The sequence below is a fragment of the Ilumatobacteraceae bacterium genome (genome assembly GCA_033344875.1).
In the GTDB taxonomy this organism is placed as follows: domain Bacteria; phylum Actinomycetota; class Acidimicrobiia; order Acidimicrobiales; family Ilumatobacteraceae; genus Ilumatobacter.
In genome coordinates, this window is record JAWPMO010000001.1 from 4,726,483 (window position 1) to 4,743,897 (window position 17,415).

General features: G+C 63.9%; 18 protein-coding genes and 1 pseudogene. 10 read left to right on the plus strand and 9 right to left on the minus strand.

Features of this window, described 5'->3' with window-relative positions:
* Positions 1-11: 11 nt before the first annotated feature.
* Both R8G01_22290 and R8G01_22295 read right to left on the minus strand, forming a co-directional pair.
* On the minus strand, positions 12-491 hold the full coding sequence (locus R8G01_22290; protein MDW3216736.1) for a SigE family RNA polymerase sigma factor: 480 nt from the start codon (positions 489-491) through the stop codon (positions 12-14).
* Positions 492-731: 240 nt separating this feature from the next.
* Positions 732-1,211, minus strand: a complete 480-nt coding sequence (locus R8G01_22295) for a DUF5990 family protein (protein MDW3216737.1) — start codon at positions 1,209-1,211, stop codon at positions 732-734.
* Positions 1,212-1,300: 89 nt separating this feature from the next.
* Between R8G01_22295 and R8G01_22300 the strand changes: the two genes are divergently transcribed.
* Complete coding sequence (locus tag R8G01_22300) at positions 1,301-1,717, plus strand: hypothetical protein (GenBank protein MDW3216738.1); 417 nt, start codon at positions 1,301-1,303, stop codon at positions 1,715-1,717.
* 231 nt (positions 1,718-1,948) lie between these two features.
* Here the strand turns inward: R8G01_22300 and R8G01_22305 are convergent, their stop codons facing one another.
* Positions 1,949-2,599, minus strand: coding sequence for a hypothetical protein (locus tag R8G01_22305; protein MDW3216739.1), 651 nt, complete (start codon positions 2,597-2,599; stop codon positions 1,949-1,951).
* 917 nt (positions 2,600-3,516) lie between these two features.
* Between R8G01_22305 and R8G01_22310 the strand changes: the two genes are divergently transcribed.
* Positions 3,517-5,472, plus strand: a complete 1,956-nt coding sequence (locus R8G01_22310; protein ID MDW3216740.1) for a hypothetical protein — start codon at positions 3,517-3,519, stop codon at positions 5,470-5,472.
* Between the two features lie 449 nt (positions 5,473-5,921).
* On the opposite strand, the gene R8G01_22315 is transcribed toward R8G01_22310, so the two are convergent.
* Together R8G01_22315 and R8G01_22320 are read right to left on the minus strand one after the other, a co-directional pair.
* Positions 5,922-6,314, minus strand: coding sequence for a PIN domain-containing protein (locus tag R8G01_22315; GenBank protein MDW3216741.1), 393 nt, complete (start codon positions 6,312-6,314; stop codon positions 5,922-5,924).
* Positions 6,311-6,559: an AbrB/MazE/SpoVT family DNA-binding domain-containing protein gene (locus R8G01_22320; protein MDW3216742.1), complete on the minus strand. Its 249-nt coding sequence runs from the start codon at positions 6,557-6,559 to the stop codon at positions 6,311-6,313. The genes R8G01_22315 and R8G01_22320 overlap by 4 nt, the downstream gene beginning before the upstream one ends.
* A 348-nt stretch (positions 6,560-6,907) precedes the next feature.
* Between R8G01_22320 and R8G01_22325 the strand changes: the two genes are divergently transcribed.
* Positions 6,908-7,324 carry a GNAT family N-acetyltransferase gene (locus R8G01_22325; protein ID MDW3216743.1) on the plus strand — a complete coding sequence of 139 codons (417 nt, stop codon included), beginning with the start codon at positions 6,908-6,910 and terminating at the stop codon, positions 7,322-7,324.
* A gap of 233 nt (positions 7,325-7,557) precedes the next feature.
* On the opposite strand, the gene R8G01_22330 is transcribed toward R8G01_22325, so the two are convergent.
* The gene (locus tag R8G01_22330) at positions 7,558-8,562 is read right to left on the minus strand and encodes a tyrosine-type recombinase/integrase (protein ID MDW3216744.1); all 1,005 of its coding nucleotides are present in this window, start codon (positions 8,560-8,562) and stop codon (positions 7,558-7,560) included.
* The gene (locus R8G01_22335) at positions 8,559-9,602 is read right to left on the minus strand and encodes a tyrosine-type recombinase/integrase (protein ID MDW3216745.1); all 1,044 of its coding nucleotides are present in this window, start codon (positions 9,600-9,602) and stop codon (positions 8,559-8,561) included. Before R8G01_22335 ends, R8G01_22330 begins: the two co-directional genes overlap by 4 nt.
* 137 nt (positions 9,603-9,739) lie before the next feature.
* Between R8G01_22335 and R8G01_22340 the strand changes: the two genes are divergently transcribed.
* Positions 9,740-10,027, plus strand: a complete 288-nt coding sequence (locus tag R8G01_22340) for an antibiotic biosynthesis monooxygenase family protein (protein MDW3216746.1) — start codon at positions 9,740-9,742, stop codon at positions 10,025-10,027.
* Between the two features lie 713 nt (positions 10,028-10,740).
* Entirely contained in the window at positions 10,741-12,012 is a 1,272-nt protein-coding gene (locus R8G01_22345; protein ID MDW3216747.1) for an IS256 family transposase, read from the plus strand.
* A 356-nt stretch (positions 12,013-12,368) separates the two neighbouring features.
* Here the strand turns inward: R8G01_22345 and R8G01_22350 are convergent, their stop codons facing one another.
* Positions 12,369-12,611: a hypothetical protein gene (locus tag R8G01_22350; GenBank protein ID MDW3216748.1), complete on the minus strand. Its 243-nt coding sequence runs from the start codon at positions 12,609-12,611 to the stop codon at positions 12,369-12,371.
* Positions 12,612-13,037: 426 nt separating this feature from the next.
* On the opposite strand from R8G01_22350, the pseudogene R8G01_22355 reads away from it, so the two are divergent.
* A pseudogene (locus R8G01_22355) lies at positions 13,038-13,787 on the plus strand (DDE-type integrase/transposase/recombinase).
* A gap of 19 nt (positions 13,788-13,806) precedes the next feature.
* Positions 13,807-14,427: a hypothetical protein gene (locus tag R8G01_22360; GenBank protein ID MDW3216749.1), complete on the plus strand. Its 621-nt coding sequence runs from the start codon at positions 13,807-13,809 to the stop codon at positions 14,425-14,427.
* A gap of 593 nt (positions 14,428-15,020) precedes the next feature.
* Here R8G01_22360 and R8G01_22365 read toward each other — a convergent pair.
* Complete coding sequence (locus tag R8G01_22365) at positions 15,021-16,193, minus strand: tyrosine-type recombinase/integrase (protein ID MDW3216750.1); 1,173 nt, start codon at positions 16,191-16,193, stop codon at positions 15,021-15,023.
* 407 nt (positions 16,194-16,600) lie between these two features.
* Here R8G01_22365 and R8G01_22370 point away from each other — a divergent pair, with 407 nt between their 5' ends.
* The 3 genes from R8G01_22370 to R8G01_22380 are packed head-to-tail and all read left to right on the plus strand — an operon-like array spanning position 16,601 to position 17,414.
* Positions 16,601-16,828, plus strand: a complete 228-nt coding sequence (locus R8G01_22370) for a hypothetical protein (protein ID MDW3216751.1) — start codon at positions 16,601-16,603, stop codon at positions 16,826-16,828.
* Complete coding sequence (locus tag R8G01_22375) at positions 16,825-17,046, plus strand: hypothetical protein (GenBank protein ID MDW3216752.1); 222 nt, start codon at positions 16,825-16,827, stop codon at positions 17,044-17,046. The genes R8G01_22370 and R8G01_22375 overlap by 4 nt, the downstream gene beginning before the upstream one ends.
* Positions 17,043-17,414 (plus strand): DoxX family protein, encoded by a 372-nt coding sequence (locus R8G01_22380; protein ID MDW3216753.1) that lies wholly within the window; start codon positions 17,043-17,045, stop codon positions 17,412-17,414. The genes R8G01_22375 and R8G01_22380 overlap by 4 nt, the downstream gene beginning before the upstream one ends.
* The last annotated feature ends 1 nt before the right edge of the window (position 17,415 follow it).

The following is a 17,415-nucleotide window of genomic DNA, read 5'->3' on the forward strand; positions in this document are numbered from 1 at the left end:
GTCGTTGTCGTTCATGTCGCTTCCTCCGACAGCACTCGGCGCAGTCGCTTGCGGGCCTTGTGGAGCGTGGTCTTCACCGTTCCCTCATGGACCCCCATCTCTTCGGCCACGTCACTGATGGAACGATCCCCGATGTAGAACAATGCGACGGCGGTTCGTTGCCGCTCGGGCAGCGACGCGACCGCCGCCCACATCTCGCCGTCCAGCGACATCTCGTCGGCCGCGGCGTCGCCGGCAATGCGACTCGCGAGTTCGGACAAACGACGGCGCCGCACGCCGAGGTGTCGCCCGTGATCGTGCACCAAGTTGACGACGACCCGACGCGTCCATCCCCCGGGACGCTCCAGCCGACCCACACGATCCCACTCCTGGTAGGCGCGAGTCAGTGCCTCCTGTGCAACGTCACGACCGGTTTCTCGATCACCGCACAACGCGGTCGCGAGCGCCGCCAACCGCTGATGCTCGGCGCGGAAGAACGCGTCGAACGACACGCCACCACCCGAAACAGTTCGTGCTTCGTCCACCATCTCCATCCCAGAATCACACGTCCCACACCCCGAACGGGTTGACTCCCTTTCCCAAAAAGCTCGATACCGCGCTGTGGCCCTTCAGCGGCGCTTGCGCCGTCCACTACATACACCCGACGCTGCAAGCACCACCCTGGCCAATCACCACCCCAGGGGTGCGCTCGCAGCGCGCGGCCTCCAGCCGGCGTTCTCGAACGGTCCGGGTCACTCGTTCACGACGGACCAGCTGACCGCCGGTGGGTCAACTCGAGCACACCGTGGACCGCCGTCGTGGCCGGTGAGATCGATGTCCGCCACGAGTGTGCCGCCTGTGCGCGCTGACTCGATCAGGTCCGGTTCGACACAGTTGAGCATCAACTTGGCTCGCCGGAACATCTCGAAGCTTCCGTCGGGCCCTACTTCACCCCAGGTGAGGTAGACGAATCTGTCACCTGTTTTGCCCTGGACCTCGGGACCTCGGAAGTCGACCGAACCGTTGCGGTCGACCACGTCGACAGAAATGTCCCATCGCGCCCGATCAGCATCGGCGCGTACGAGCGAAACGGGTTCGCGGCGCTGCTGGACACCGACATGGACGTTGTTCATCGGTGTACCGTCTGCATGGCAGAACGTGCGCCCCGGCAGATTCGTGCCCACCATCGAAACCCGCATGGAGACATGTTCGCACGGAGCCGATCGGCGCATCCGCGTCCCGGCGGTTGGTGTCACCCCCCGACCATGTCAGCGACGGAAGTTATGTGGCATCGCCGGTGCGAGCGGAGACAGTCGTGCCGATGCCGCGCTTGCACCGTGAGATGATGCAGCCGATGAGAGCGGCATCGACCTTCATTGCGGTACTCGCCGCGGCTGCACTGCCGGTTGTCGTCACGGCGTGTGCCGGCAACGGCGTCGATGCGCTCGCCATGATCGAAACCGAGCCAGGAATCCTCGAGCTGACAACAACATGCGCAGATGGTCTGTCGGCCGACGTCGAGGAAGCGGTCGATGAGGTGCGCATCACGGACCTCCAGGGGGACGCCATCGATGGCGACTGCAATGGACTGCTCAGAATCGAGCTGACCGCACCACTTCAGGACCGACAAGTCGTCGTCGGCGGCGAGCGCTGGGTCGACTTGCCGGCGACATGTCCGTGGGGAGTGATCGGGCCGCCGGACCTCGGCGAGCGTCTGGAGTCGTGCGCATCGGAGTGAGCGCGAAGCCAGGCAGAACGTCGGTCGACGAGACCCCGCCTCGGACGCCAAGCCAGCAGACGGTGCCATGACGAGCCTCTCGTCAAGCGCCCTCCACCCGGCGGTCTGGGGCACTCGCACCCGTCATCACCACCGCGCGTTCTGGGACACACGCGCTCCGGATCGTGCCGTTTCGGACGTGGCGACAGAACATTCTGTTTCGACGTGAGGTAGTGGACCGAGTTGGCCGCGTCAGGCTTGGGCCGACTCTCCCAGGGACATCACGATGAGCAGTCCGCTCGCGCAGTGGATCACGGCCTTGCCGGATGCTGGAGATGACGGAGCGTCTTCTGTTTCGCGTTCGAACGTGAACCCGACGTGGTACGTGCCATCGCGCGAAAACTGCGAACTGATGTCGTCGAGAGAGATCTGTCGCTGCTTGGAGTGTTCATCCGCGATGTAGGGCTCCAGGGAGTCGCGGTCGTATGGGCTCCACGCTTGGGCCGACGAGACGCGATCTGGCGGGTTCGAGAACCATTCGAACGCGGGCTCCTCGGCGAAGAAGGCTGCAGCCTCGGACGCTTCTCCCTCCGAATAGTGTTCGAAGAATCCTGAGATCGTTTGCTCAGGATCTACACCGTCGCACCGAAGCGACTCATGGATGCTGTCTGGGGCAATCGTACTGTCTGGGGCAATCGTACTGTCTGGGGCAATCGTGCTGGCGAGGGCAATCGTGCTGGCGGGGGCAGTCGTGCTGGTCGGGGCGATTGTGCTGGCCGAGGAAGCAGTCGACTCCCCAGCCGGCCCATCGGTGCAGGACGCAACGAGCACGACGCTGGTACAGACGGCCAGCCACGTCGATGGTGCTGGACGGTGCGTCGTTGCGGCTGATCGAGAGGTCATCAAGTCACGTCACAACCTTGCATCCCCGTCCGACACCGCCCAGAACCGTCCCGTTCCATCAACCAGCGTCCTTCCAACCGACGATAGTCGCCGGCCGGAACACGCACCGGCCGCAGAGCCGGCGGTCCGGGGCAGCCTTGCTTCCCCGTTCTCGTCGCGCGGCCTGGGGCACTTGCCGATCGCCAAGCGGGGTGTAGCCGGGAGTGGCGGAGATTCTGTCCGATCCGCGACGGCTGGCGGTCAAGCCAGTTCACGTGTCGCCGAACCGTGCAGCGGTTCTCGATGGTTGTTGGGTTGATCGTCGAGCAGCGTGGGGCTGGTTCTGCCGAGCGTGCTTGGGAACGGCGGTCGGGGTGGTGGTGTCGGACGGGAGTGGAGACTGTTCGTCGTTCTTGCCTGCTGTCGTACCGTGTCTGAGGTGATGTCGTGCTCGTGTTCGAGGTCGTCTGCCCGCGAGCCGTTCGGGGTGTCGGATGACTGATGATGCTTCCGATGGGCACATCGAGATCGAGTTGGTCGATCGCACACTCGAGTCCTCCGGTCGTTCGTCTCGTGACCTTGCTGCGACGTCGACCACCGTCGATGACGATGCTGAAGGCGCACCGATCGGGAGGGTGTGGCGTCGTACTGCCGCTATCGCGATAGCAGCCGGAGTCGTCGGCGTGCTCGTGGGTTGGGTGATCTGGGCGAGCGGTGACGGCGATTCGTCCTCGCCGGCGACAACCGTGTTTGCTTCCGATTCGAGTTCCATGACGGTTGCAGCGCCGGAGGCGGCACCGGTGTCGCCGGCACCGACAACGACCGAGGCAACGTATGTCCAACAGGCGCTCACGGTTGGCGAGGTCGAGGTGAGTTCGACGGTTGCGGGGCTGCCGTATGAGGTCGTTGTTCTCTCCTCTGAAGGCGAGTTGCGGAGGATGGATCTCACCACTGGTCGCTGGGTCCAATCCGAACCAGTCGGCGGCGAGCATGTTGTTGCCGGCAACGGGTGGATCCTCGTCGGGAACGGCCGGGACGCCGACTTGTACCGAGGCGGCAGCGTTCAGGCCTCGATCGATGTCGATCTGTCACGGGCCTGGCTCGACCCGGCCGGGGACACTCTGTGGGTGGGCGACGAGGAGTTGGGACAGGGACGAGCCGGAACGGTCGCCGAGCTGCGCCCAGATGGCACGGCGACGGGTCGGACGATCGAGCTGCCGGCCATGCCGTCCGCGATCGATCACACGGGAGCGTTCGTCGTCAATACAGCGGCCGGCTCGCAGCTCGTCGGCCTCGACGGGGCGACCGAACTCTCGGAGGATCCCGTGGTCGCGCTCGGACCGACTGCTGTCATCTCGGTCGGTTGCGACAACGGCGCCTGCGGCTACTCCGTGATCGACCGAACCGATGGACAACAACGCCGCCTCGACCTCGACCAGGACTTCGACGTGGCCCCCGTCGACCTCGGCGCCTTTTTGTGGGGCGAAGTCTCGCCCGACGGACGGTGGGCAATCATGACGATCACCTACAACGAGACGAATGAGTCCGGCGAGCGCTCCACATGGGCGCAACCCGCGGCGATTGAGCTGGAAACCGGCAGGACCGTCGTCCTGGCGAGCGAGTCGAGCCCGCACGTGGCGCACCCACATTGGACAGCTGACTCACGCTTCGCGTTCTTGCCGCTCGACCCGACGCAGGAGAGCGCATCCCCCGGCGATGTCGCCGTGTTCGATACCGACACAGAACAACTCGTCCCACTTGCCAACACCGCTCCAACGAGCGGGAACATCATCGAACTGAACGTTCGACCAATTGGCTGGGCAGACAGCGAAGCGCCCGCGCCGGTTGTGACAACAGATGACGTCGACGAGGACCCATCGCTTCCGCCGCCGGAATCTTCGACTGTCGAGACTGGCACCGTTCCAGCGATGGTTGCCGTGGAGGAGTTCATGGTCGATGATCGACTCGCGGGCCTTCCGTTCGAGATTGCAGCAGTGCGAAGTGACGGGACGTTGGTGCGCCTCAACTTCGTCACCGGTGAGCGGAGGTTCGCTTTCGCTTCGGTGGCCCTTGATGGTGTCGTTGCACATCGAGGCGGGGTACTGCAGCTCGGCGGCGCCGATTCGGTCTTTCACTCCGACAGCGGTGGCGTGCACCGGGCGCAGCTGAGCGACGAGACCTCGGTGTTCCATGCGCCCGGGTCGGGGATCGTGTGGGCGTTCGACGATGCGCTCCTCGCAGGACTGCCCGGCGAGATGACGATGCTCGACACGACCGGCAACCTCACCCACCGCACCGTCGAGGTGCCCGGTCCGCCGATCGCGGTCGACCGGGCGGACAACTGGGTCGTGACCGTTGCCGGCAATACGTACACGGTGACCGCCGACGGCGCAACCGATCTGCTCACATCCGGTTCGCTGGTGGCACTCGGCGAAACGGTCGCGATTGCCAAGGAGTGCGACGAAGCCGACGTATGCGGGTACGTGAGGATCGACCGGGATACCGGGGAACGCGGACCATCGTTGGTTCCGTCGTCGGTTGCGTTGCGGCTCGCCACACGCGGCGAATCGATCTCCCCGGACGGCCGGTTCGCGATCACCATGGCCAGCTACCGTGAGCCCACCAGGAACGGCGACGCGGTGTTCGATGCCGCCACTCTTGTCGATCTCGATCAGGGCACCGCAGAACGTCTCACACTGGCGCTCGACAACCCGGTCCTCGACGTGTACTGGACACCGGACAGCAGCTTCGCCTTCTTCGAGACGTACGGCGTGATCGTTGCGTTCGATACCGCTTCACAAGAGATAATCGACGTCACGCAGCGACCGACACCACTCCCCGGCGAGAATCGCTTCGTCGGGTTCGACGTGCGCAGTGCCGACCTCGTGTTCTGAAGACTTCGTCGACCGCCGTGACACGCAACTGGTGGCTCCTCGGGAACGGACCAATCCTGACGTCGCACCTTCACGGAATGAACGAGCCGACGATCGGGTCACGAACCTCGAAGTCCCGACGGCGACCGAACGCGTCATTCGGCCGAAGAAGGTAGTGGTGCGTGTTGGCCCGTCTCGTCGCTCGATCGACCGGTGTCTCTGGCAACGGGCCAGATGCTGTCCTGAATCGCCATGAGCTGCTTGGCGTCCGCCTGACAGCTGGTACAGACGACTATGTCGCGTGCCGGGCTCCACGAACCAGGCCTGCCCACCTTGTTGCAAACGGCGCACGCGACCGGAGTTCCAGACACGCCCGCATCCTCGCGCGTCGGCGTCCTCGACCCGGCGTTCCGGGGCACTCCGTTCGTGGATGTCTGCCGTACCTTCTGGGATGCCCGAGCGAACCACGATCAGGGCTCGAGCCGCTCCACGGTGGCGACGCGGTCGATTGCTCGATCGAACGATGCAACCCGGCCGACGCCGGTACTCTCGGCGCACGCCACCAGGTAGGCCTCGGCGAAGTCGAGACGGTCGATCTCGTAGACCTCGACGGCACGGAGCAACAGCGCCGGGTCGACGGTGATGACCGAACGCATCGTGATGAGCGAGCGCATCGCGGCGGCGACCTGTTCGCGGGGTGCGTCGTAGAACGACTCGAGCACGTACACGGTTTCCGCCACGATCAGGTCGGCCAGAAACAGGTGCGTCGAATCGGCGAGAAACGCCGTGGCGCGCGCCGCCATCTCCGGGGGGTCGGCTGTGAGGTGACGGACGAGGATGTTGGTGTCGACGAACGCCGTCACCGGCGCGCCGTTGCTCGGTCGGCGTGGGTCTTCCGAATCACGTCGTCCCACGCGGCATTCCGCTTGGCGGCGGGAACGGCAATGCTGCCCGCGAGCGACAGAAAGTCCGGAGTGCGTGCGAGCACGGCTCGGTGTCCTTCGACGCGGAAGATGACGTCGTCGCCTTCGTCGAGGCCGAGCGCGTCACGAACGCTCTTCGGAACGGTCAACTGCCCTTTCGAACTGATCTTCGCGGTGATCTCCAACTGGTCCTCCTTACCTGGGGTCAAATGTAAGGATATCGGGCAGCGCCACGCGCACCGCGCCCTCGATCCGGCGTTGGGTGATGGTCGCTGTTGCGATTGGGGGACGCACGATATGGGACACCTCGCCGCCCGCGTACGTGCCGTTCACGAGCACGTGCGGCCCCAGCCTGCGGTGGGGAATATGCTCGGGTTCGTGTTGGCGATCGCCAGTGCGACTCGACCCAGGAGGCCCTTGATGGACACCACTCACTTCAGTTCCGACACCCTTGCTGTGACGATTTCTGCCAAGGACTGAACGACATCGGCTCGCAGCCGGGGCAATCACTTTCCTGAATCAAAGGAGTGACAATGCCTCACGGCAACATCACCTACTCGTGGCGTGAATCCTTCACGAACCACGAGATCCATCAACTTCACGCAGCCGCATTCGAAACCCCACTCTTTGACGAGTCCGAGTGGGACTGGGTAGAACAAACCGAACGACACAGCCTCGGCTGGGTCGTTGCCCGAGACGGTGACCGGTTCATCGGTTTCGTCAACGTGCTCTGGGACGGGCTTGTCCATGCGTTCATCGAGGACGTCATGGTCGATGCCGACTACCGCCACCACGGCGTCGGCGTCGCCCTTGTCCATGCAGCGCGCGACGGCAGCACCTCTGCAGGCTGCGAGTTCCTCCACGTCGGCTTCGACGAGGATCTAGCGTCGTTCTACATCGACGCATGTGGGTTCCAGCCCACGCTCGGCGGCTTGATGGAACTGACGTAACCGACCGGGGTCGAGCGACGAGCATCCAAGCTCATCGCTCGACCCCGATCAGAACGTTCGCAAGGACAGCTTCAGGACCCGCACATAGCCGGCATTCTGGTCACGGCCGACCGTCACATAACGCGCAGCCGATCATCCGTGTAGCCGCATCCCAGAAGTGCCGATGATGGGCACCCGATATCGCCCCGCGTAATCCCGTTCCGGACGGAGACGGCCGCGCCACACTGCGGTCCTTATGCCGGTGATGTTGTCAAGTGGGTCTGGTAGAGCTGGTCGACTTTGTCGGCGGCGGCGAAGTATTCGTCGGCGACGGTGCGGTCTGCGATGCGGGCGTAGACGAGGGTCATGCGCATCGATCGGTGCCCCAACATCGCGGACACAGCTTCGAGGCTCATGCCGTTGTTGATCGACTGCGTCGCGAGCGTGTGACGCAATTGGTGGGGATGGACGTGGCCGATCCCGGCGATCCGGGCGCAGGCTTTCACGACGCGACGAACGACGTCGACGGACAGTGGCCTGCCCTTGTTCGAGATGAGCTGGCCGGTGTCGTTCGGGCCGTTCCAGGCCAGCCAGTCCCGGTGCAACTCGATCAGCGAGGGATGCAGCGGGACGTAGCGATCGGTGTGGAGTTTGCCGACCGGCACCCGCAGCCAGTTCGTCTCGTTCATCTTCACGATGGCGTCGTCGGTGAGCTCACAGAACTCGGTGACGCGCAGTCCGGTGCGGGCCAGCATCTCGACGATGAGTCGTCGTTGTGGATCAAGTCGGACTGCGGCGGCCATGAACTTGGCGGCCTGGTCGTCGTCGAGGAACTTCGGAAGCGGCTCGTCCATCTTGGGAAGGTCGGTCCACATGATCGGGTTCCTCGTCGGTGTGTCGGGATGGTCCCATTCGATGAGCCGCTCGATGACAACGCGCAGCATCGACAACCGAAGATTGATCGTCGACTTCTTGAGCGGCTGGCCGTGCTGGTTCTCACGGGTGGCGAGCCAGAGCTTGTAGTGCTCGATGTGTCGACGGTTGACCTGTCGCAGCGACACGACGGCGGGGTCGTGGTCGATGATCCAGCTGGCGAACAATCGCAAGGCGACATCGACCGAGTTGATCGTGCCCGGTCGAGCGGTCACCGAAATCTGATCCATGTAGCTGCGGGCAGTCGCAGCGAGGACCGGAGCGTGTGCGCCGATGCGTGCCCAGCGCTCGTCGACGGGCTCGTGTTCGATCGCGAGCATGGTCATGACGCCACGACCTGGCGGCCGAGTGCAGCCTGGGCATCAACGGCTTGAGCTGCACGTATGTACTCGCCGGCGAGCCAATCGTTGGCGAGGTGCAGGTAGATCTGCGTTGCTGAGATCGAGCGGTGACCGGCTTGGGCTTGGAGTGCTTCGAGTGCCATGCCGGCCTCGCGGAGCCGGGTGAAACAGGTGTGGCGCAGCTCGTGACACGTCGCATGCTCGAGCCCGGCACGCGTGCGCGCACCCAACATGATCTCATCGAGCCCCTTCGCCGTGAGCGGGCGGCCACGGTTGGGTCCTTTCAACACGACGAACACGAACGGCGTCTCCGCGTCCGCCGGTCGCTCGTTGTCCAGATAGCGGCGGAGCGTGTCGAAGAAGCGCGGCGAGATCGGCACGATGCGTTGATGGCCGCCCTTGCCGTCAGCGATGAACAAGCGGCGTTCACCCCAACGAATGTCCTGGAGTCGCAGGCCGAGCACTTCGCAACGCCGCAGACCGGCGAGCAGCATCGCGTCGATCATCGCCCGATCCCGCTCCTTCCGGAGCGCTCCGACCAACTTGTTCACGTCGTCGTGATCGAGGATCTGTGGCAGGTGTCGGATCGGTCGGACCAGTGGGATCACACGTCGGTCGCGGGTCACGGGGGCACGCACTGGCATGCCGCGCTGCACCGGGTTGTGGTCGAGTTCTCCGAGTGCGACGAGGTGCGCATAGAACCCCGCGAGCGTCGACAGGCGACGTCGGATCGTCGACAACGCCAACCCGTCGGACTGGTCCATCGGGACCACCGTCGCATGGGCCGAACCGGTCCGCTGCACGCGGATGAACTCGAGCACGTGACGGCGTCGGACGTCGAGCGGGTCGACGTCGATGACGGTGAAGAACACCTTCAAGTCGTAGACAACCGCCAACGTCGAGTTCGGTCGAAGCCGCGCATGCACCGACTCGAGATAGTCGTCGACGAGCCGGTGGCCGAGGGTCGGGGCGACGCGCGAACCCGGGTCAGGAAGCGTCAGCTTCGGAAACGAAATGGGCTTCATGTGATCCTCCGATCACGCCCGCTGCACCATCGTCACCGACGGAACAAGCAGGCGGGTGGATCACCGACATATCTACCCAAGCCGAGTGCCCGATAATCCCAACTCCGCGTAGCAGTGAACGATGCTAGAAACGGCCGATGATCATCGTCGCAGGCTTTCTCCGGGTCGATCCCGATCAACGCACGAGCTATCTCGAAGATTGCGAGGGAGTCATTCGGGCGGGTCGTGCCGCGGCCGGCTGCATTGACTTCCATCTGTCCGCTGACCCCCTCGAGTCAGACCGAATCAACATCTTCGAGCGATGGGATTCAGCTGAGTCCGTCGAGACGTTCCGTGGATCGGGGCCGAGCGAGGACCAACAGGCGACCATTACCGAGGCGAACGTTCTACAGCACGAGATCGCCAGCACCATCTCGTTGACCTGACGTCGGGCAACCCTGGCGCACACTTCGCCACGCAGAATCACCAGGGAATAGCCGATCGCGTGACCGGCTTCGGCCCAATCGTGGCGCGAGATAATGCTGGTCGTCTATCCGGAGGGTCTCAGCTCACGCGCTCACTCCACCGTTCTTGCCTCACCATTCTCCGGCGTAGTGATGCCGAAGCGAGGCGGCGCTCGCAGGCGGAGTAGGACGGCCGCACCCGCTGCGACCGACCCTGACACGATCGCGAAGGTCAATCTGGTCGACGCACTCCAAGTCTCGTTCGCGAACACCGGCACCGCGAACCGCAGCCAAACTATTGCAGCGAGCAACCCGATCCATGACAAGAGGCCTGTCCGGTTGAAAGAAGCCAAGAAGAGCACGATCACGACGAGTACCGAAAAGTACCCAACAATTTTGACAATGCTGTCCAACGTCGAAACCCCAAAGGCCATCGTAACGAGCCATCGTCGCGATCAAGCTACGCCGAAGGCCGGACTTGATCGTTGGAAGCGGCACACTTCGCCACGCTGAATCCTGGCGCTAACCGACGACGACGCGCCGCACTGCGGCCCAAGCAGCGCACCCGGCAATCCCGCGGCGGAGCCGCCGATTCGTTCCGAGAGCGTAGGCGCAGATGGGACTGTCAGATCCGCGGTGTAACTGGTCTGGCCTGAAACGCTGAGCGACCCGCTCGGCGAGAAGGACAGGCAACGATGACAGACCATGATGTGGCGGTGGCGACACCGTCGGACGACACGAATGAGCAGCGGCCGGATCGGTCGCTCGCGGAGCAGCTCGTCGACCAGGCCAAAGCCGACGGGCGCAGCCTCGTCGGGCCGGGAGGCTTGCTCGCGGATCTGACCAAGCAGGTCCTCGAGACCGGGTTGGAGGTCGAGATGGACGACCATGTCGGCTATCCGAAACACGCCGTCGAGGGCCGCAATCACGGCAACAGCCGCAACGGGACGCGTTCCAAGACGGTGATCACCGAGATCGGTCCGATCGAAGTTGACGTGCCCAGGGATCGTGACGGCACGTTCGAGCCGTTGACGGTGCGCAAGGGTCAGCGCCGGCTCGACGGGGTCGACTCGATGGTGATCTCGTTGACTGCGAAGGGGCTCACGACCGGTGAGATCGAAGCCCACCTGGCCGAGGTGTACTCGACGAACATCAGCCGTGAGACGATCTCGAAGATCACCGACCGGGTGCTGGGCGAGCTCGCCGACTGGCAGAACCGGCCCCTCGACCGGGTGTATCCGGTGGTGTTCATCGACGCGATCGTGGTGAAGATCCGCGACGGCCAAGTCGCCAACCGGCCCGTGTATGCAGCGATCGGTGTGACCGTGGATGGTCAACGCGACATCCTCGGGTTGTGGGTCGGCACCGGCGGCGAAGGCGCCAAGTACTGGCTCCAGGTCCTCACCGAGATCAAGAACCGTGGCGTCGACGACGTGTGCATCGTCGTCTGCGACGGGTTGAAGGGTTTGCCGGAGTCGATCGAAGCGACCTGGCCGTTGGCGATCGTGCAGACCTGTGTGCTGCACCTGCTGCGCAACACGTTCCGGCTCGCCAGCCGCAGAGACTGGGACAAGATGGCCCGCGACCTGCGACCCGTGTACACCGCCGTCAACGAAGCCGACGCAGCAGCACGCCTCGACGAGTTCCACACCATCTGGGGCAACCGCTACCCGGCCATCAAGACGCTCTGGGCGAACGCATGGGCCGAGTTCGTGCCGTTCTTGGACTACTCACCCGAGATCCGCCGAGTGATCTACTCGACCAACGCGATCGAGTCGCTCAACGCCAGGTTCCGGCGGGCGACCAGGGCGCGTGGGCACTTCCCCAACGAGCAGGCCGCCATGAAATGCCTCTACCTCGTGGTCCGTTCGCTCGACCCGAAAGGCACCGGCCAAGAGCGATGGATGAACCGCTGGAAGCCCGCCCTCAACGCCTTCGCGATCACCTTCGAAGGCCGCCTCTTCTGAGGCTCTACGATCCCCAACAACAATGACCAGCCAGATCAGTTACACCAACGATCTGACAGTCCCGTCCACGCAGAAGTACTCCGACGCTGCACCACTGGGTGTGGAGCAGGTGATGGATGTCGGCGTAGGACCGGCCCAACCTCATGCTCGGCATCGGGAGCAGCGGCTCCAAGTCGGTGATCTCGGTCAGGCTCTCCAGGTACTCGACCTCGATGCGCTCGTTCACAGTGCCTCCTCATCGCGAGGGACTCTCCCTCCTACTGCTGAGGTGTCGAACTCCTGCTTCCCACAGGGGCGAGGATCAGTTGCACTTGCAACGACCATCCATAGCCGAGGACGGCTCTAAGGCGAGGACGTTATTCATCGTCGAAGCGCAGGTCGTACCGGCGGTAGCGGTCAGGCCGCTCTCGCCATCCGTTGACGCTCGTGACGTAGCGCACCGTCCCGTCGGACCGGAGGCTCGCAACGCCACCGGCGGTGAGATGTCCAATTGTTGGGGGCAGACGGTTGACGGTTCTGACGGTTGTGGTGCCATCGTCCAAGGTCGCCTCCACTACCACGTCGGTATCGGTTCCGTTGATGTTGAGTGATGCGCTCATGACTGACGATCATGATCGGTTCACCCTTATCAAATCCACACCCCCGGTCTCTCGCTCACTCGATTCCTCGCGTGCGGCGTGGGGAATGCGACTGTTGCGCAGGCGGGGCACGACCCGTCATCGCTCCTTTCGCCCTTTGCGGGTTACTAGCAAATTCGAGACGTGCCCCTCGGCACCTATATGAGGCAGCCGTGCCGTCAGTCTGTCACCTGTCATCGGATGGTTCGCATCCAGCAGCCGAGGCTCTACTGTGACGACCGGGGAGGTTGTCCCTGGAGCGATGGTGTAGGCGTCCGCCGTTGAGGTGAGGCCCCTTTGGGAGTCGTGGGTCTTCCACAACTCACCGACTCCAACAAGGAGGGACTCGTGACCCACGCTAGGACCCAGCACCCGAACGCGAGGCTGACACCGCGCCATCGCGGCACCATGGTCAGCTGCGTCGTCGATCGAGGCTGGACGATCGAGATGACCGCCGAGCGGTTCTCCAGGTCGATTCCAAGACCGGGCTGCCGGCGTCGACGGTACAGAACACCTTGAACGCCGCCGGGGTGGGTCGGCTTGACCGTGGGGATCGGTCGATCGAGCCTGTCGTGCGATTTCAGCGTGACCGCCCGGGCGAGCTGTTCCACGTCGACGTCAAGAAGATCGGTGGGATCCCCGACGGCGGCGGATGGCGGATCAACGGACGCGGTCCCGGTCCTACCGGCGGCCATGCCGGCGTCCCCGCCGCTACATCCACTCAGCCATCGACGAGCGCACCCGACGCGTGTACTCCGAGATACAACACGACGAGACCGCCGACACCGCACGCGAGTTCTGGCAGCGTGCCGCCACGTGGTTCTCCGAACACGGGATCCGCTGCGAACGAGTCATCACCGACAACGGCACCTGCTACAAGAAGCGCTGGGCTGACGCACGCGCCGCCACTGGCACCACCGTCAAGAAGACCCGACCCTACCGACCCAGACCAACGGCAAGATCGAACGCTTCCACCGGATCCTGCTCGAGGAATGGGCCTACATCCGACCCTGGCACTCCGACCAGGAGCGTCACGTCGCCTACGACGGCTTCGAGCACTTCTACAATCACCACCGCGCCTACGGCGCCCTCGGCTGGTCAACCGCAGCCGCCACCCTCACCAACTTCGAGGACAACCTCCCCGGCGAACACAACTAGTTCAGCGCACGCTGTAGGGGTGAAGTATTCGCGAGCGTTCCTCATCCCCGCTGTGGCTGCCGCCTGGCTGCTCCTCGCAGCGAGCAGAATTGACACTCCACGTTGGTTCTACGCTGATCGTGTCGGCTCCGCCGGTGAATGGTTCTCGGGAATCATTGGTGCGCTCGTGCTGGTCTGGGCCTTGTGGGAACCGGCGAGGACCAGAGCTGCGATAACAGAACGCGACGCTCGGCGGCGCGACGCCGAGGCGGCAGAGCAGTCGATCCGCGCAATCTACGAGTCGCGTATACGACACCAAGAGGACCTACCCGATGACCTTGGGCGAGCGTGCAGGCGGCTCTATGACGAGCTTGAGATTCAGCGCGAGATCGTCACCGATCCAGCAGCATCGCGACGGATGAGAGCGTTCATGGTCTTTCTCGCGTACACCTGGGACGATACGAAGCGGTCACGGGAGGGTGTCGACGAAACCCTTTTGCACGACGAAGTGCGTCTGGTGTCCGACGCTTGCAAGGCGCAGCTATTTCACGTTTGGAAACATGAACCGACACGACCTTGGGCTTGGCCAGATGGTGAACGAACCGGTGACGGAGACCCGGTTGAGCAGTGGATCAGAGACAACTGCGCATCTACTCAATGATCATCGTCAGATGACGTGTGAACCGCCACGGACTATCCCCAGCGTCGGCAAGGGGTAGGTGCGAATCAGGTGCTCGAGCCGGACGGATAGTTCTCGATAGAACGAGTCGCATCCGGTCGTTCGCGGCGACTATTGCGCCCGTCGGGCGCTTCGAAGACCCCGGCGTCGACCCGCTACGTTCGATGAGGTCATGCAGCAGGTTTCTCTGGAAGCGCTTCTTCCCGTGGACTGCGGGGAAGTCACCGGGGCAATACTGCATGGCACGCTTGACGACCGCCCGCTGGATCACCGCTGTGGATCGCGCCCGAGGCGCCGGCGGCTCGGAACGCGCTTCAGAGGTCCCGAAAAGGTCCCGGGATTCGCCGACGCGGACCGAACTTGGCCGCACTGCACGGACGGGACGGACCGCGGGCCCGCATGGAACGGGGACATCCGGACGGAACGGGATTGAACGGACGGTTTGCGTCGGTCTTAAACGCCTCTTGGAGCGGCGGGCCGTCGCCGCATCCCTGTTCGACTGTTGCTCACCCCGGTCCGAGCATGTAGCGAGTCCCACCCACCCAAACAGCGCCCGCGGCCATCCTTGCGCGATGTCAGCCGAGAACGTCCTCCATGAGGCGTGCGCCATCGATTGTCGGCACGACCGCGTGCCGGTAGACGAGCGCTGTCATCCGGGTGCCGTCGTGACCGAGCACGTCGGCGACCCGCTCGAGTGGCAGGCCCGCTGCGCTCATGATTGATGCTGCGCTATGCCTCAGCTCGTGCGGATGCCAGACACCGAGCCCAGCGGACGTCGTCAGCTTTGCGAACGAGCGGCGAAGGTTCGACGGGTCGATGGGGGAGCCGACATTCGTCGTGAAAACGAGGTCGTCCTCGTTCAGCCAATCGGGACTGGCAATGACCTTCTCCTTGGTCTGTCGCTGTTGGTGCGCCTTGAGTGCGACGATCACTGCAGGAGGAGCATCGAGTGACCGTCGGGATTTCGATGTCTTCAGTTGCTCGTCCACATGGAGTGTCCCCGCGACGCCGAACTTGAGCGAGCGGCGCACATGCACGACGCCGGCTCTCAGGTCGACATCGACCCATGACAGGCCGGTGGCTTCGCCGGGTCGAAGACCCAACATCAACATGACGAGCCACAAAGCGTGCAGGCGATCGCCTTCGGCTTCCTGAACGAGCTTCTTGGCCTGATCCACGGTGAGTGCCCGACCAGGTGGAGTTCGTCTGGCCTCGGCCGGTAGCTCCACGATGCGTGCGACGTTCGTACCGACGAGACCTCGTCTCATCGACCAGTCGAGAGCCTGGCCGAGCACACTGCGGACCTTCACCAATGACGCGCGACTCATTCCTTCGGACGCTCGTGTCGCGAATGCGGCTTCAACTGCGTCGGCACTCAGCTTGCGAACCCGTCGCGACCCGAGGTCAGCTGAAAGAACTCCGAGCGCCCATCGATAGGTTTCGGCTGTGCGAGGAGCGACGTCGCGACCTGCCAGCGCCTTCGCTTCCCATCGGTCCAGGAGATCGCCGAGGGTGAGATTGCCGTCGGCGATTCCCAGTCCGGAATCGACTGCCGCAACCATCTTTTTGAGCGCTCGCTTGGCGGCCGCTTCGGTCGGGTGGAATGTGCGACGGTACTTGCCTTCGACACGTACCTGGGCCACCCAGCGACCGTTCAGGTCTTCGCCGAGCGAGCGGGCCCGCTTCGCTCCCTCCTGATAGACGGAGCCTTCGCCATTGCCACGCGTTCGCGGTGCTCTTGCGTCCACTTCAGACCCTTCCGTCGATGGCGTGGCGTAACTCAGTGAGTCACTTGGTGAGTTACGCTCAACGTATCATCACGAACGGCAGCGCACACCGACCAGACAAAAGACCAGGTAAACGTTGTGATCGAGGCACGTCTGCGAACTCTAGCAAACGTCAGAAAGGCGGCGATCATCCATGACACGGATGAGGTCGGGGGTTCGATTCCCTCTACGCCCACCGCAGCAAGAACCTCAGGTCCCCGGGCCTGGGGTTCTTTCGCGTCCGGGGAACGTCGCGGGACGATGTCGGCTCGCAGCATTTCCACGGCGCGTCCGCTCGTGAGGCGGGAGCGATGGTGCAGAACCGGCGTGTCGGAATAAATAAGACTGAACAATGTTAAATAGGGGCGACTCCCAAGAAAGGTCGCCCCATGAAGAACCTCCCCACGTCCGTCCGCCTCAAGCTGCCATTCCTGATCGCCGGCTTCCTCTCGTTCCTCTTCTCCGTGTTCCTGTACTTCGTGCAGGACGAGCAGATGGCCGGCATCTTCGTCGGTCTCTGGGTGCCCTCGATCCACTCGCTGGGCACGCTGCTCCTGACTCCTACCGAGGCCGACTCCAGCGCTCCGGTGCAGCCCGAGGCGGCGTCGGCACGATGAGCGATCTGAACACCATCCTGTTCGCCGTCGGATCCTTCGTCTTCATGCTCACGGTCTACGGAGCGGTGCTCGCCGGCGGAGCGGCGCTCAAGCACAAGCAACTCGACGAGCTCCCGGACGGCACCAACGAGGTCGTCGACCGTGACGGTTTCGAGTACTTCGTCACCGCTCCCGATGCCGCTGACGAGCCGGCGAGCGCGAAGAAGCCGACGCCGTGAAGTGGGTCGGCAAGGTCGCCCAGACGATCGCCGCACTCTGGATCCTCGATGTCTGGTTCCGCCGGTTCGACAAGGACACCGGCTACCGGGGCGGCGGTGCCACCAACATGCGCGAAGAGTTCGAGGAATACGGTTTGTCCGAGAACGTGATGTACGGGGTCGGTGCCGCCAAGGTGAGCCTCGCGCTGGCGATGTTGGCCGGACACGCCGTTCCCCGGCTGGTCCGACCGGCGTCGGCCGGATTGGCCGCATTCATGCTCGGCGCGATCGGGATGCACGTGCGCGTGCACGACCCCGTCGAGCGTGCCATGCCGGCGATCACCGTCTTCACGCTGTCGACCACCGCCGCCGTGCTCGCCGACCGGTAGA